The organism is Streptomyces sp. NPDC016640 (genome assembly GCF_043076215.1).
GTDB lineage: Bacteria > Actinomycetota > Actinomycetes > Streptomycetales > Streptomycetaceae > Streptomyces.
This window is the reverse complement of sequence record NZ_JBIBRG010000030.1, coordinates 1-17167: the sequence shown is the minus strand read 5'-3', so window position 1 is coordinate 17167 and position 17167 is coordinate 1. Positions and strand designations below refer to the sequence as shown.

Sequence of the window (17167 nt, the reverse complement as noted above, 5' to 3'; positions counted from 1 at the left end):
CTGGCGGTCAGTCATGCCTTCCACTCGCCGTTGATGGAGCCGATGCTGGACGCGTTCCGCGAGGTCGCGGAGGGGCTGGCGTATGCCGAACCGCGTATCCCCGTCGTGTCGAACGTGACCGGTGAGGTCGCCGATCCCGCCCTGTTGTGTTCGGCGGAGTACTGGGTGCGTCATGTCCGTGGCACGGTGCGGTTCGCCGACGGTGTGCGGGCGCTGGCCGGTGCGGGTGCGAACGCGTTCCTGGAGCTGGGCCCCGACGGTGTCCTGACCGGGATGGCGGCGCGGGTGCTGGACGGCGGCGAGGACGTCGTGTCGGTGCCGGTGCTGCGCAAGGACCGGCCCGAGGAGACCGCGCTGCTCACCGCGCTGGCCCGGCTCCACGTCACCGGCGTACGCGTCGACTGGCGGCCGTGCTTCGACGGCACCGGTGCCCGCCGCACCGAACTGCCCACCTACGCCTTCCAGCGGTCCCGCTACTGGCCCGACGCCCAGCGCTCCACGGCGGGCGCGACCGGGGCGGACCCCCTGGACAGGGCGTTCTGGACGGCCGTGGAGGGCGAGGACCTGACCACGCTCGCCGCCGATCTCGCGGTCGACACCGACGCGCTGGGCGCGGTCCTGCCCGCCCTGTCCACCTGGCGGCGCAGGCAGCGCGACCAGGCGATGGTCGACAGCATCAGGCACCACGAGGTGTGGAAGCCGCTGTCGCTGCCCTCCACCGCGCCCACCGCCGCCGGCACCTGGCTGGCCGTCGTCCCCGAGGCGCTCGCCGACGACGAGTGGGTGACCGCCGTCCTGGCGGCCGTGGGCACCGACGTCGTGCCGCTCACCGTCGGCACCGACGACCGCGACGCGCTCACCGGAAGGCTGCGAGGCCTGCTCGCCGAGGGCACCGCGCTCACCGGAGTGCTGTCCCTGCTCGCCCTCGCGGACACCGCGCAGACCCCCGCCGCCCCGACGGCGGCGCTGCTCCAGGCCCTGCTGGACGCCGAGATCACCGCGCCCCTGTGGTGCGTGACGCGCGGCGCCGTCGCCGTCGCCGGCACGGAACGGCTCACCGCCCCCGGTCAGGCGGCGGTGTGGGGTCTCGGCCGGGTCGCGGCACTGGAACTCCCCGTGCGCTGGGGCGGGCTGATCGACCTGCCCGCCGCCCTGGACGACCGTGCCGCCCGGCGGTTCGCCACCGTCCTCGCCGGACACGACGGCGAGGACCAGATGGCCGTGCGCGACTCGGCCGTCTTCGGCCGCCGGCTCGTGCCCGCGCCGGAGGCCGCACCCGACGCCGGCTGGGAGCCCAGCGGCACCGTCCTGGTCACCGGGGGCACCGGAGGCCGCGGCGCCCACGTGGCGCGCTGGCTCGCCGCCGCCGGAACCGCCCGCCTGGTGCTGGTCAGCCGACGCGGCCCGGACGCGCCCGGCGCCGCCGAACTCGCCGACGAACTGCGGGAGCTGGGCGCCCAGGTGACGATCGCCGCCTGCGACGCCGCCGACCGCGACGCCCTCGCCGCCGTCCTCGCCGACATCCCCGGGGACACCCCGCTGACCGGAGTGGTGCACGCCGCCGGCATCGTCGACGACGGAGTGCTCGACGACCTCACGCCGGAGCGGTTCGCCGCGCTGCACCGCGCCCGCACCGTCCCCGCCGTCCACCTCGACGAACTGACCCGGGACCTGGACCTGACGGCGTTCGTGCTCTGCTCCTCGGTGGCCGGCACGGTCGGCACCGCGGGGCGCGCCAACCTCGCCGCCGCCACCGCCGTCCTGGACGCACTCGCCCGGCGTCGCCGGGGCGAGGGCCTGCCCGCGACCTCCATCGCCTGGGGCGCCTGGACCGACGCGGAACCGGGCGCGGACACCACGGTCACCGACGCGACGGGCGCCGACACCGGTGCCCCCGGGCGTCCGGCCCGCACCGCCGGTCACCCGGCCGTGCACCCGGACCTCGCGCTCGCCGCCCTGCGGCAGGCCGTGACCCGGCCGGAGCCGACGCCCGTGGTCTTCGACCCGCGTCAGCCGCAGGTCCTCGACACCCTCATCGGCATCCGCGGCAGCGCCCTGCTGCGCGACCTGCCGGACGCCCGGCAGGCACTGGCAGACGCGGCCGCCTCGCGGCAGGAGACCAGGACGGCCGCCTCCGGGCTCGCCGCGCGGCTGCGACAGCTGCCCGCCGCCGACCGCACCGCGGTCCTCGGCGACCTGGTCCGCACCCACGCCGCCGCCGTCCTCGGCCACCCGGGCCCGGAGGCCGTCGCCCCGGACCGCAGCTTCCGCGACCTGGGCTTCGACTCGCTGACCGCGATCGAGCTGCCCAACCGCCTCGCCCTGGCCACCGGCCTGCGCCTGCCCGCCACCACGGTCTACGACTTCCCGACCGCGCGGTCCCTGGCCGAGCACCTGGTCGCCGAGCTCCTCGGCGAGCAGGACACCACGGCCGGCCCCGACCGGGTGAACGCCGCCGGGCTGTCCGACGACCCGATCGTCATCGTCGGCATGGCCTGCCGCCTCCCCGGCGGCGTGCGCTCCCCCGAGGACCTGTGGCGGATGCTCAGCGAGGGCCGCGACGGCATCGAGGCCTTCCCCGAGGACCGGGGCTGGGACCTCGCCACCCTGGCGACCGGCGGCGCGGACGGCCGCGGCCGCAGTGCCACCCTCAGGGGCGGATTCGTCGAAGGCGCCGCCGAGTTCGACGCCGGCTTCTTCGGGATCTCACCCCGCGAGGCCATCGCCATGGACCCACAGCAGCGCCTGCTCCTCGAAACCACCTGGGAGGCGTTCGAGCGGGCCGGAATCGACGCCGACGGGCTGCGCGGCAGCCGCACGGGCGTGTTCGTCGGCACCAACGGCCAGGACTACTCCACCCTCGTCATGAACTCCCGCGAGGACCTGGAGGGCCACGCCGGCACCGGACTGGCCGCCAGCGTCGTCTCCGGCCGGCTCGCCTACACCTTCGGCCTGGAGGGCCCGGCGGTCACCGTCGACACCGCCTGCTCCTCCTCCCTGGTCGCCCTGCACTGGGCGCTCCAGGCGCTGCGGGCCGGCGAGTGCGACCTCGCCGTCGCGGGCGGCGTCACCCTCATGAGCACCCCGTCCGGCTTCTCCGGCTTCACCCTGCAGAACGGCCTCGCCACCGACGGCCACTGCAAGGCGTACGCGGACGCCGCCGACGGCACCGGCTGGTCCGAGGGCGTCGGCCTGATCGTGGTGGAACGGCTCTCCGACGCCCGCCGCAACGGGCACGAGGTGCTCGCGGTGGTCCGCGGCTCGGCCATCAACCAGGACGGCGCCTCCAACGGCCTCACCGCCCCCAACGGCCCCTCCCAGCAGCGCGTGATCCGCCAGGCCCTGGCGAGCGCCGGGCTCACCCCCGCCGACATCGACGCCGTCGAGGGCCACGGCACCGGCACCCCGCTGGGCGACCCGATCGAGGCGCAGGCGCTGCTGGCCACCTACGGCCAGGGCCGCGACCCGGAGCGCCCGCTGCTGCTCGGCTCCATCAAGTCGAACATCGGCCACACCCAGGCCGCCGCCGGCGTCGCCGGCATCATCAAGACCGTCATGGCGATGCGGCACGCCGTCCTGCCGAAGACCCTCCACGTCGACAAGCCCTCCACGCACGTCGACTGGGAGGCGGGCGCGGTGCGCCTGCTCACCGAGCCGTCCGCCTGGCCGGAGACCGGCAGGCCGTGGCGCGCGGGCATCTCGTCGTTCGGCATCAGCGGCACCAACGCCCACACCATCATCGAGCAGGCACCCGCGGCCGAGGCGGTGCCCGAGCCGGCCGGATCCGCGCCGGCCCCCTCGGTCGTCCCGTGGCCCGTCTCCGCGAAGTCCGAGGAGGCCCTGGACGCCCAGGTGGCCCGCATCGCCGCCCTGACCGGCGTGTCCCCGCTGGACGTGGGCCACTCCCTGGCCACCGGCCGAGCCCTGCTCGACCACCGCGCGGTGCTCCTCGCCGGACCCGGCGGGGAACCCCTCGAGGTGGCGCGGGACCGCGCCGCGTACCGCACCACCGCCGTCCTGTTCTCCGGCCAGGGCTCCCAGCGGGCCGGCATGGGCCGCGAACTGTACGCCGCCTTCCCGGCGTTCGCCGAGGCCCTGGACGCCGTACTGGCCCGCCTGGACACCGGCTCCGAAGTCCCCCTGCGCACGGTCCTGTTCGCCGAGGAGGGCACGCCCGAGGCGGAACTCCTCCACACCACCGGCTACACCCAGCCCGCGCTGTTCGCCGTCGAGGTGGCGCTGTACCGGCTCGTCGAGTCGTGGGGAGTGCGGCCCGACTACGTGGCCGGCCACTCCGTGGGCGAGATCGCGGCCGCGCACGTGGCCGGGGTGCTGTCCCTGGAGGACGCCTGCACGCTGGTCGCCGCCCGCGCCCGGCTGATGCAGGAACTCCCGTCCGGCGGCGCCATGATCGCCGTACAGGCCACCGAGGAGGAGATCACCCCCGGGCTGACCGACGGCGTGGCGCTGGCCGCCGTCAACGGGCCCGACTCCGTCGTCGTCGCCGGCACCGAGGAGGACGTCCTCACCCTCGCGGCGCTGTTCACGGCGGACGGCCGCAAGACGCAGCGGCTCTCCGTCAGCCACGCCTTCCACTCGCCGCTGATGGACCCGATGCTCGACGCGTTCCGCGAGGTCGCGGAGACACTGACGTACGCCGAACCGCGCATCCCCGTCGTGTCCAACGTGACCGGTGGGATCGCCGACCCCGCCCTGCTGTGCTCGGCGGAGTACTGGGTGCGCCACGTCCGCGGCACCGTCCGCTTCGCCGACGGCGTGCGCGCCCTGGCCGACGCCGGGGTGAGCGCGTTCCTGGAGGCCGGACCCGGCGGTGTCCTCACCGCGCTGACCCAGCGCTGCCTGGACGCCGGCCTCGACGCCGTCGCCGTGCCCGCGCTGCGCGCGGACCGCGACGAGGAGACCGCGCTGCTCACCGGGCTCGCCCGGCTCCACACCGCCGGTGTCCGCGTCGACTGGGCGGCCTGGTTCCGGGGCACCGGGGCACGCCGCACCGAACTGCCGACCTACCCCTTCCAGCGGGAGCGGTTCTGGCCCCGCCCGGCCGCCCTGACCGGCGACGTCAGCTCCGCCGGCCTGGTCTCCGCCGACCACCCGCTGCTCGGCGCCGCCGTACCGCTGGCCGACTCCGAGGGCGCGCTGTTCACCAGCCAGATCTCGATGCAGGTCCACCCCTGGCTGCTCGACCACAAGGTCGGCGGCACGGTCATCCTGCCCGGCACCGGCTACCTGGAGATGGCCATCCGCGCCGCCGACCAGGTCGGCTGCGGCCGGGTCCAGGAACTCGTCCTGTCCACCCCGATGGTGCTGAACGACAAGGTGCCCACCGCCCTGCAAGTGGTCCTCGGCGCCCCGGACGAGGAGGGGACCCGCACCATCGCGTTCTACTCCCGCCCGTCCGACGTCACCGACGGCCCCTGGACCCGGCACGCCACCGGCTCCCTCGCCGCCGCGGAGCACACCGCCCCGTTCGACGTCCCCGTCTGGCCGCCGGCGGACGCCCAGCCGATGCCGATCGACGGCACCTACGAGCGCACCGAGTACGGCCCCTGCTTCCAGGGGATGCGCAAGGTGTGGATCCGCGGACAGGAGGCCTTCGTCGAGGTCGCCCTGCCCGAGGAGATCGCCGGGGACGCCCAGTACTTCGGCATCCACCCGGCCCTGCTCGACGCCGTCCAGCACGCCAACGGCTACCTCGGCGTCGGCAGCGAGGACAACCCGCTGCTGCCGTACATCTGGAACGGCGTCTCGCTGCACGCGGGCGGCGCCACCACCCTGCGGGTCCGCATCGCCAGGCTCGGCGACGAGTCGGTCACGCTCACGGCGGTCGACGCCGAGGGCGCGCCCGTGCTGTCCGCCGAGGCACTGGTGCTGCGCGCCCCGAGCGTGCCGCGTGCCCCGGTGGCCACCGGCGGCCAGGAACCGGTGTTCCGCCTCGACTGGGTCACCGCCCCCGAGATCAAGCCCACCGAGGGGCTGCGGGCCGTCACCCTGGGCGCCGACGTCTTCGGCACCGGCACCGCACTGCCGTCCCTCGCCGACCTCACCGACCCGGCCGACGCCCCCGACTACGTGCTCGTCCCGCTCCAGGGGGAGTACGCCGGCCCCGGTGGCGGCGAGGCGGGCGGCGACCCGGCCGCCCCCGGCGCGGACGTCCCCGGCGCCGTCCACGCCCTCACCACCCGCACCCTGGAACTCGTCCGCCAGTGGCTGGACCACGACCGGTTCGACCGCACCCGCCTGGTCTTCGTCACCCGCGACGCGGTGGCCGCCGCCGACGGCGAGACCGTACGGGACCTCGCCGCGGGTGCCGCCTGGGGCCTGGTGCGCTCGGCCCAGTCCGAGAACCCCGACCGGTTCGTCCTCGTCGACCTCGGCGAACAGGACGACGTCCTCGCGCTGCTGCCGGACCTGCCGGCCCTGCTCGCCACCGGCGACGCCCAGTTCGCCGTGCGCGAGGGCACCGTCAGCGTCGGCCGGCTCGACCGGCTCGCCACCGGCGCCGGACTGCTCCCGCCCGTCGACGTGCCGTGGCGGCTCGACACCACCGGCAAGGGCACCCTGGACAACCTCGTCCTCGCCCCGTGCCCGGAGGTGCTGCAGCCGCTCGGCGACCACGAGGTCAGGCTCGACGTCGACGCGACCGGTCTGAACTTCCGCGACGTGCTCAACGCGCTCGGCATGTACCCCGGGGAGTCCGGCCCGATGGGCACCGAGGCCGCCGGTGTGGTCACGGCCGTCGGCGCCGCGGTCACCGGACTGCGGCCCGGCGACCGGGTGTTCGGCACCGTACCCGGCGGGTTCGGGCCGGTCGTCGTCGCCGACGAGCACTACCTGGCCCGCGTCCCCGGCACCTGGACCCAGCAGGAGGCGGCGTCCGTGCCGCTGGTGTTCCTGACCGCCCTGTACGCCTTCCGTGACCTGGCGGGTCTGCGGGCGGGGGAGTCGGTGCTGGTGCATGCCGGTGCGGGTGGTGTGGGTATGGCCGCGGTGCAGCTGGCCCGGCATCTGGGTGCGGAGGTGTTCGCGACCGCGAGTGAGGGCAAGTGGGACACGCTGCGGGGTCTGGGTCTGGACGAGGACCACATCGCGTCCTCGCGTGACCTGGGCTTCGAGGAGAAGTTCCGGGCGGTGACCGGTGGCCGGGGCGTGGATGTCGTGCTGAACGCGCTCGCGGGTGAGTTCGTGGACGCCTCGCTGCGGCTGACGGCCGACGGTGGCCGGTTCCTGGAGATGGGCAAGACCGACATCCGCGATCCGCGGGCGATCGAGCGGGTGGTCTACCGGGCCTTCGACCTCGGCGAAGCCGGCCCCGCGCGCAACCGCGAACTCCTCGGCGAACTCCTCGACCTGTTCGCCGAGGGCGCGCTGCGGCCCCTGCCGCTGAAGGTGTGGGACGTGCGGCGGGCGCGTGAGGCGTTCCGGTACATGAGTCAGGCCAGGCATGTCGGCAAGATCGTGCTGACGATGCCGCGGCGCTGGAACCCCGACGGCACCGTCCTCATCACCGGCGGCACCGGCGCGCTCGGCGGACACCTCGCCCGCCGCCTCGCCGCCTCCGGAATGCGGCACCTGCTGCTGACCAGCCGGCGCGGTCCGGACGCGCCGGGCGCCGCCGAACTCGCCGACGAGCTGCGGGAACTGGGCGCCGAGGTGACCGTCGCGGCCTGCGACACCGCCGACCGCGACGCCACCGCCGCGCTCCTCGCCGGCGTCCCCGCCGCGCACCCGCTGACCGCGGTCGTGCACACGGCGGGCGTCCTCGACGACGGCGTCGTCGCCTCGCTCACCCCGGAGCGGCTCGCCGCCGTCCTGCGGCCCAAGGTCGACGCCGCCTGGCACCTGCACGAACTCACCCGCGACCTGGACCTGGCGGCGTTCCTGCCGTTCTCGTCCATCGCCGGTGTCATGGGCAGTCCCGGCCAGGGCAACTACGCCGCGGCCAACTCCTTCCTCGACGCCCTGACCGCGCACCGCCGCTCCCTGGGCCTGGCCGGCACCTCGCTCGCCTGGGGCCCCTGGTCCCACGACGGCGGCATGACCAGCACCCTGTCCGACACCGACATGCGCCGCATGCAGTCCGGCGGCCTGCCGCCGCTCTCCGTCGACCAGGGCTTCGGCCTCTTCGACATCGCACGCGGCTCCGACGAGTCGTTCCTGGTCCTGGTCGGCCTCGCTCCCGGCGCCATGCGCGGTGCCGCCCCCGAGGACCTGCCGCCGCTCTTCCGCGGCATGGTCAGGAGCAGCCGCCGCACCGCAGCCGCCACCGACGCGGCCGGAGCGGCCGCCGCCCTCGGCGCCAAGCTCGGCGAACTCCGCGCCGACGAGCGTGTCCGGTACGTCACCGACCTGGTCCGCGAGCAGGCCGCCCGGGTGCTCGGCCACGCCACGCCGAAGGCCGTCGACGTGACCCAGGAGTTCCGGGAGCTCGGCTTCGACTCGCTGACCGCCCTGGAACTGCGCAACCACCTCTCCGCGGCGACCGGACTGCGCCTGCCGGCCACCCTGGTCTTCGACTACCCGACCCCCACGGCACTCGCCGCACACTTCGTCTCCGAACTGGCCCCCGGCGACGAAGGCCCCCAGGGCCCCTCGCTGCTCGCCGAACTCGACCGCCTGGAAGCGCTCCTCGCGGCCGGCGAGCACGACGGGATCACCCGCGCGGGACTCGCCCTCCGGCTCGGCCAGATGCTGGACAAGGTGCGCGGCAGCGCGCCGGAGTCGACCGGCACCCCCGTGGACGACGCCTTCGAATCGGCCAGCGCCGACGAGGTGTTCGCCTTCATCGACAACGAGCTCGGCCGCATGGGCGACCACTGAGACGAGCCGATTCACCACAGGAAGGTTTTCCCGTCATGCCCGATGACAAAAAGCTCGTCGACTACCTCAAGTGGGTCACGGCCGACCTGCACAAGACCCGTCGGCGGCTGGAGGAGGCCGAGGCGAGCCGGCACGAACCGATCGCCATCGTGGGCATGGCCTGCCGGCTGCCCGGCGAGGTCGCCTCCCCGGAGGACTTCTGGCGGCTGCTGGACGAGGGCCGCGACGGCATCGCCCCGTTCCCCACCGACCGGGGCTGGGACCTCGACGCCCTGGGCGGTGAGGGGGCCGGCAGCAGCGCCGCCGCCGAGGGCGGCTTCGTCGACGCCGCCGCCTTCGACGCCGGTTTCTTCGGCATCTCGCCCCGCGAGGCCGTCGCCATGGACCCGCAGCAGCGGCTCCTGCTGGAGACCACCTGGGAAGCGGTGGAACGCGCCGGTCTCGACCCGGTGTCCCTGCGTGGCTCCCGCACCGGCGTGTTCGTCGGCACCGCCGGCGTCGACTACGTCGGCGTCGTGATGAACTCCCGCGAGGACGCGGAGGGCCACGCCACCACCGGCCTCACCGCCAGCGTCGTCTCCGGCCGCGTCGCCTACGCCTTCGACCTGGCCGGGCCGGCGGTCACCGTGGACACCGCCTGCTCCTCCTCCCTGGTCGCCATCCACCTGGCAGCCCAGTCCCTGCGCCAGGGCGAGTGCGGCCTCGCCCTGGCGGGCGGCGTCACCGTCATGTCCACCCCCATGGGCTTCTCCGGCTTCACCCGCCAGGGCGGCATCTCCACCAGCGGCCGCTGCAAGGCGTTCGCCGACTCCGCCGACGGCACCGGCTGGTCCGAGGGCGCCGGCGTCCTCGTCCTGGAGCGCCTCTCCGACGCCCGCCGCAACGGGCACCAGGTCCTCGCCGTCGTCCGCGGCTCCGCGGTCAACCAGGACGGCGCCTCCAACGGCCTCACCGCACCCAACGGGCCCTCGCAGCAGCGCGTCATCCGGCAGGCCCTCGCCGGCGCCGGACTGTCACCCGCCGACGTGGACGCCGTCGAGGCGCACGGCACCGGCACCCCCCTCGGCGACCCGATCGAGGCGCAGGCGCTGCTGGCCACCTACGGCCAGGACCGCCCGGACGACCGGCCGCTGCTGCTCGGCTCGGTGAAGTCCAACATCGGCCACTCTCAGGCCGCCGCCGGAGTCGCCGGCGTCATCAAGACCGTCCTGGCCATCCGCCACGGCGTCCTGCCCAAGACCCTCCACGTCGACGCGCCGTCCACCCACGTCGACTGGACCGCGGGCAATGTCCGCCTCCTCACCGAACGCACCCCCTGGCCGGAGACCGGCCGGCCCCGCCGTGCCGCCGTGTCCTCCTTCGGCATCAGCGGCACCAACGCCCACCTGGTCGTCGAACAGGCCCCCGAACCGGAGGAGCCGGAGCAGCCCGCCGCACCGACGGCCCACCCGGCGGTCGTGCCGTGGCCGGTCGCCGGCAAGACGAAGGGCGCCCTGGAGGCACAGCTCGCGAGCGTGCCGGCCCTGACCGACGCCACCGCACTGGACGTGGGCTTCTCCCTGGCGTCGGGGCGGTCGGTGTTCGAGCACCGGGCGGTCCTCCTCGCGGGCGCCGGGGGCGAACAGCCCGTCGAGGTCGCGCGCGGTCGCGCGGCACAGCGCTCGCTCGCCGTGCTGTTCTCGGGGCAGGGCTCGCAGCGGGCGGGGACGGGGCGTGAGCTGTACGCCGCCTTCCCCGTCTTCGCCGAGGCCCTGGACGCCGTACTGGCGCGGCTGGACGCGGAGTCGGACCGCCCGCTGCGCGAGGTGCTGTTCGCCGAGGAGGGCACGCCGGAGGCGGAACTGCTCCACACCACCGGCTACACCCAGCCCGCGCTGTTCGCCGTCGAGGTGGCGCTGTACCGGCTCGTCGAGTCGTGGGGTGTGCGGCCGGAGTTCGTGGCCGGTCACTCCGTCGGCGAGATCACGGCCGCGCACGTCGCCGGTGTCCTCTCCCTGGAGGACGCCTGCACGCTGGTCGCGGCCCGCGCCCGGCTGATGCAGCAACTCCCGTCCGGCGGCGCGATGGTGGCCGTGCAGGCCACCGAGGAGGAGATCACCCCGCACCTGACCGAGGACATCGCCCTGGCGGCGGTGAACGGTCCGGACGCGGTGGTGATCGCAGGCACCGAGCCCGAAGTCCTGGCGCTGGCCGCTGAGTTCACCGCGCGGGGCCGCAAGACACAGCGTCTTTCGGTGAGTCACGCCTTCCACTCGCCGCTGATGGACCCGATGCTGGCAGAGTTCCGCCGGGTCGCCGAGAAGCTGACCTACGCCGAGCCGGCCATCCCCGTCGTGTCCAACGTGACCGGCGAGGTCGCCGAACCCGCCCTGCTGTGCTCGGCCGACTACTGGGTGCGTCATGTCCGTGGCACCGTGCGCTTCGCCGACGGCGTGCGGGCCCTGGCCGACGGGGGAGCGGACGCCTTCCTGGAACTGGGACCCGGCGCCGTCCTCACCGCCCTGACCCGGCAGACCCTCGGGGACGAGGCGGACGCCGTGGTGGCGCCCGCCCTGCGCGCCCGGCGCGACGAACAGACCGCGCTGCTCACCGGGCTGGCCGAACTGCACGTCGCGGGCGTCCGCGTCGACTGGTCCGCCTGGTTCGACGGCACCGGCGCCCGCCGCACCGACGTACCCACCTACCCCTGGCAGCACCGGGCGTACTGGCCGCGTCCGCTCGCCCACGCGGGCGACGTGGCCGGCGCCGGACTCGTCCCCGCCGAGCACCCCCTGCTGGGTGCCGCCGTGTCGCTGGCCGGCTCCGACGGTGTCCTGCTCACCGGGCGGGTGTCGCTGCGCACGCACCCGTGGCTCGCCGACCACACCATGGGCGGCATGGTCCTCTTCCCCGCCACCGGATTCCTGGAGCTGGCGGTCCGCGCCGGTGACCAGGTCGGCTGCGGACGCGTACAGGATCTCGCCCTGACCACCCCGCTGGTGCTCGACGAGCGGGGCGCCGTCGCCGTACAGGTGCGGGTCGGTGCGCCCGACGACTCCGGCGTCCGGGAACTCGGCATCCACTCCCGGCCCGCCGACGCCGACGCCGAGCCGTGGACCCAGCACGCCCTGGGCGCCCTCGTCCCGGGGGAGCGCGGGGTCGACTTCGGCACCGTCGAGTGGCCGCCGAGCGACACGGAACCCGTCGACCTCACCGGCTTCTACGAGCGCACCGAGTACGGACCCCTCTTCCAGGGGCTGCGAGCCGCCTGGACCAGGGACGACGAGGTCTTCGCCGAACTGGAGCTGCCGGACCGCGCCGACGACGCGGCACTGTTCGCCCTGCACCCGGCACTGCTGACCGCCGCGCTGCACGCCGTGGAGTTCGTGCGGCTGAAGGACGCCGACCAGGGACTGCTGCCCTTCTCGTGGTCGGGTGTCTCACTGCACGCCTCCGGAGCGGCACGACTGCGGGTCCGGCTGGTCAAGGCCGGCGAGGACACCGTGTCCATCGCGGCCGTGGACCCCGCGGGACGGCCCGTCCTGTCGGTCGAGTCGCTGGCGCTGCGGCCCTCGTCCGCCGCCCGGCTGCTCGGACCGGCCGCCACCGACCGCGCCTGCCTGCTGCGGCTGGAATGGGTGCCGGCCGAGACCGGAACCGAGCGGAGCGGCGCCGTGCCCGGCCCGCTGGTGGCTCTGGGCGAGGACACGTTCGGAACGGGCCGCACCATCACGTCGCTGTCCGAGGTCACCGAGAACGGCACCCGGGTCCTCGTTCCGGTCACGGACCACACCGACGCCTCGGCGGCCGCCGTCCACGACGCCACCCGCGCGGCCCTGGCCCTCGTCCAGGAATGGCTCGCCGAGCCCCGGCCCGCCGGCGCCCGGCTGGTGTTCGTCGCCCGGGGCGCCGTCGCCGCACGCCCCGGCGATCCGGCCGACAACCTGGCGGCGGCCGCGGTCTGGGGCCTGGTGCGCACCGCGGAGTCCGAATACCCCGGCGGGTTCACCCTGGTCGACATCGAGCCCGCGACCGTACCGCCGCTGGACACCGTGTTCGCGGTGGACGAGCCGCAGATCGCCGTCCGGGACGGCCGGCCCCTGGTCGGCCGCCTCGCCCAGCTGCCCGTCGCGCCGGCCGCCTCCACGGCGGACGACGGGCCGGAGCACCGGGACGCCTTCGGTGCCGGCCGTGCCGGAACCGTCCTGATCACCGGCGGCACCGGGCCCCTCGGCTCGCTCACCGCCCGCCACCTGGTGACCGGACACGGCGTCACCAGGCTGCTGCTCGCGAGCCGGCGCGGTCCCGAGGCACCCGGCGCCGCCGGACTGCGGGACGAACTCACCGCGCTCGGCGCCCACGTGGACCTCGTGGCCTGCGACGTGGCCGACCGGGACGCGCTCGCCGCACTGCTGGCGGGCATCGACCCGGCGCACCCGCTGACGGCCGTCGTCCACGCGGCGGGCGTCCTCGACGACGCCGTACTCACCTCCCTCACCCCCGAACGGCTGGCGGACGTCCTGCGCCCCAAGGCCGACGCCGCCCGGCACCTGCACGACCTCACCCGGGACCTGGACCTCGACGCGTTCGTGCTCTACTCGTCCATCTCGGGCGTCACCGCCCGCGTCGGACAGGCCAACTACGTCGCGGCCAACACCGTCCTCGACACCCTCGCCCAGCAGCGCGCCGCACAGGGCCTGCCGGCCCTGTCACTGGCCTGGGGTGCCTGGGACCTGGGCGACGGCATGGCCCGGGACCTGCTCACCGACAGCGGCCGGCAGCGCATCCGGTCCAGCGGCGTCGAGGCCCTGCCCAGCGACCGGGCCCTGGACCTGCTCGACGCCGCCCTCCGCCTCGACGAACCCGTGGTGGTCGCCACCAGCTTCGTGACACCCCCGGCGGGATACACGAGCGACGTACCGCCCCTCATGCGAGGGCTGGTCCCCGCGCCGCGCCGGACGGCGGCCGCCTCCGCACCGCTCCGCGCCGCCGACCCGGTCTCGTTCCGGGAGCGCCTGGACACCCTCGGCGCCGCCGAACGGCAGCAGGCGTTGCGCGACCTGGTCGTCGCCCACACCGCCGAACTCCTCGGCCACCGCGACCAGTCCGAGGTCGACCCGGAACGGGGCTTCCTCGAACTCGGCTTCGACTCCCTCATCGGTATCGAACTGCGCCGCAAGCTCAGCGAGGCCACCGGACTCCAGCTGCCCGCGAGCATCGTCTACGACAGCGGCTCACCTGAGGGACTCACGGCCTGGCTGGGCACCGAACTGTCCGCCCAGGGCGGCGGCCCGGCCGTCCACGGTGCCGCGGCCGCCGGCGGCCAGGCCGAGAACGACTCCCTGGAGCGGCTGTTCCTCGACGGCCTCGCCCGCGGCAAGACGCGCGAGGCCCAGCGCATGCTGGCGACGGTCGCCGCGCTGCGGCCCACCTTCGAGGCGACCGCCGAACTGGAGGACCTGCCCTGGCCGGTGACGCTCGCCGAAGGGCCCGCCCCGGTGCGGCTGGTCTGCGTCAGCGCGCCCACCGCGAACGGAGGAGTCCACCAGTACGCGACGCTCTCCGGCCACTTCCGGGGCCGGCGCGACGTCGCCGCGCTGCCCCTGGTCGGCTTCGCCACCGGGGAGGCCCTGCCGGCCGGACCCGAACCGGCGGCCCGGGTGATCGCCGAGAGCGCGCTCCAGGCCGCCGACGGACATCCGTTCGTCCTGGTCGGACACTCCTCGGGCGGTTCCCTCGCCTACGCCGCGGCCGGAGTGCTGGAGAGCACCTGGGGCATCCGCCCCGAGGCCGTGATCCTGCTGGACACCCTGAGCATCCAGCACAAGAGCGACGAGGGCGTGGACTACTCCGGCATGATGAAGTTCAACTTCACGCAGGTCGACGACTCCCCGGTACGGCTCACCAACTCGCGGCTCTCCGCCATGGGCCGCTGGATGGTGCTGCTGAACGCGCTGGACGTGCATCCCACCACCGCTCCCGTACTGGAAATCAAGTGCACGCGCGCACTCATCGAGGGGGTACCCGCACCCGACGGCGAGCAGTTGTACGAACCGCTGGTGCCCGCGGCGACCGTCCGCCCCGTGGACGCCGACCACCTCTCCCTCATCCGTGAGGACTCGGGGAAGGCCGCGGAGCTCATGGAGGAATGGCTGACCGCCCGCGAGAACGGCGCGTCGTCCGCCGGTACCACCTCCACCGACGCCGACCTGGAGGAGGCCGGAGTCCTCTAGCCCTCATTCGCGAGGGAATTCCCCAGTCCTTCGCCCCGGGCCGGGCGCGGGTGGTGCCCACCACCCGCGCCCGGCCCCGCTCATCTCTCCAGGCTCTAGGGAAACCCGCAGTCCAAGACGGCCAGACTGGCCGCGAACAGGGTCGGGGCGTGGATCCGGGAACCGCCGCTCTCCGCGTTTTCCGGAATACGAGTGAGAGGTGGGCACCTGATGTCGAACGAGGACAAGCTCCGCGCGTACCTCAAGCGGGCGATCGCCGATCTCCAGGAGGCCCGGCAGCAGCTCAGCGAGGCCGAGAACCGCGACCGCGAGCCCGTCGCCGTCGTCGCCATGGCCTGCCGCTACCCCGGCGGCGCCCGCTCGCCCGAGGAACTGTGGGAGCTGGCCCGCGACGGCGTGGACGCGATCTCCGCGTTCCCCGCCAACCGCGGCTGGGACCTCGACCGGCTGTTCCACCCCGACCCCGCCCACCACGGCACCACCTACACCCGCGAGGGCGGCTTCCTGCACGAGGCCGGCGAGTTCGACCCGGCGTTCTTCGGGATCTCCCCGCGCGAGGCCCTCGCCATGGACCCGCAGCAGCGCCTGCTCCTGGAGACCTCCTGGGAGGCCCTGGAACGCGCCGGAATCCTCCCCGACTCCCTCACCGGCAGCCCCACCGGCGTCTTCGTCGGCACCGGGCACGGCGACTACGACAGCGCCGCCCGCGGCCGCCAGGAGGAGGTCGCCGGACACCTCCTGACCGGCAACACGGTCGCCGTCGCCTCCGGCCGGCTGTCCTACACGTACGGCTTCGAGGGCCCCGCCGTCACCGTCGACACCGCCTGCTCCTCCTCCCTGGTCGCCCTGCACCTGGCCGTGCGTTCCCTGCGGCAGGGGGAGTGCTCCCTCGCCCTGGCGGGCGGCGCCACCGTCATGTCGACGCCGAAGATGTTCACCGAGTTCGCCCGCCAGCGCGGCCTGGCCGCCGACGGCCGCTGCAAGGCCTTCGCCGCCGCCGCCGACGGCACCGCCTGGTCCGAGGGCGTCGGCATGGTCCTGCTGGAGCGGCTCTCCGACGCCCGCCGCAACGGCCACCAGGTCCTCGCCGTCATCCGCGGCTCCGCCATCAACCAGGACGGCGCCTCCAACGGCCTCACCGCCCCCAACGGCCCCTCCCAGCAGCGCCTGATCCGCCAGGCCCTCATCGACGCCGGACTCTCCGCCGCCGAGGTCGACGTCGTCGAGGCGCACGGCACCGGCACGACCCTGGGCGACCCGATCGAGGCCCAGGCGCTGCTGGCCACCTACGGTCAGGACCGCCCGGCGGAGCGGCCGCTGCTGCTCGGCTCGCTGAAGTCGAACATCGGCCACACCCAGGCCGCCTCCGGTGTCGGCGGCGTCATCAAGATGGTGCAGGCCATGCGGCACGGCACACTGCCCAAGAGCCTCCACATCGACGCGCCCACCCCGCACGCCGACTGGGCCGACGGCGCCGTCGACCTGCTCACCGAGCACACCGACTGGCCGGAGACCGGCCGGCCCCGCCGCGCCGCCGTCTCCTCCTTCGGCGTCAGCGGCACCAACGCCCACCTCGTACTGGAACAGGCTCCGGAACCCGCGCCGGCCGACGAGGCCGACACCGGCACCGAGCCGGCCCGGGCCCCGGTGTGGCTGCCGTGGGCGGTGTCGGCGAAGTCGCGTGAGGCGGTGCGGGAGCAGGCCGCGCGGCTGGCGGCGTCCGTGCGCGACGGCGGCGCGGGCGCGCTGGACGTGGCGCACTCGCTGGTCTCGACCCGCGTCGCCATGGAGCACCGTTCGGTCGTCGTCGGCAGTGGCCTCGAGGACCTGCTCGCCGGCCTCGACGCGCTCGCCGCCGGCCGGCCCGCACCCGGCATCGTCGAAGGCACCGCCACCGAAGGAAGCGGCGCCGTGTTCGTCTTCCCGGGCCAGGGCTCGCAGTGGGCCGGTATGGCGGTCGAGCTCCTGGAGACCTCGCCGGTGTTCGCCCGGCGGATGTCCGCCTGCGCCGACGCGCTCGCCCCGCACGTCGAGTGGTCGTTGCTGGATGTGGTGCGGGGTGTGGAGGGTGCCGCTTCGCTGGAGCGGGTGGATGTGGTGCAGCCGGTGTTGTGGGC

At 74.9% G+C, this 17167-nt stretch carries 3 protein-coding genes; all 3 read left to right on the top strand.

Going from position 1 to position 17167, the window contains the following annotated elements:
* On the top strand, nucleotides 1-8838 hold an 8838-nt coding region (locus ACF07S_RS33140; RefSeq protein ID WP_391975895.1), incomplete at its 5' end, for an SDR family NAD(P)-dependent oxidoreductase.
* Nucleotides 8835-15050 (top strand): beta-ketoacyl synthase N-terminal-like domain-containing protein, encoded by a 6216-nt coding sequence (locus ACF07S_RS33135; RefSeq protein ID WP_391975897.1) that lies wholly within the window; start codon nucleotides 8835-8837, stop codon nucleotides 15048-15050. The genes ACF07S_RS33140 and ACF07S_RS33135, both read left to right, overlap by 4 nt.
* A gap of 207 nt (nucleotides 15051-15257) precedes the next feature.
* Nucleotides 15258-17167, top strand: a 1910-nt coding sequence (locus ACF07S_RS33130) for a type I polyketide synthase (protein ID WP_391975896.1), incomplete at its 3' end; no start/stop codon positions are given.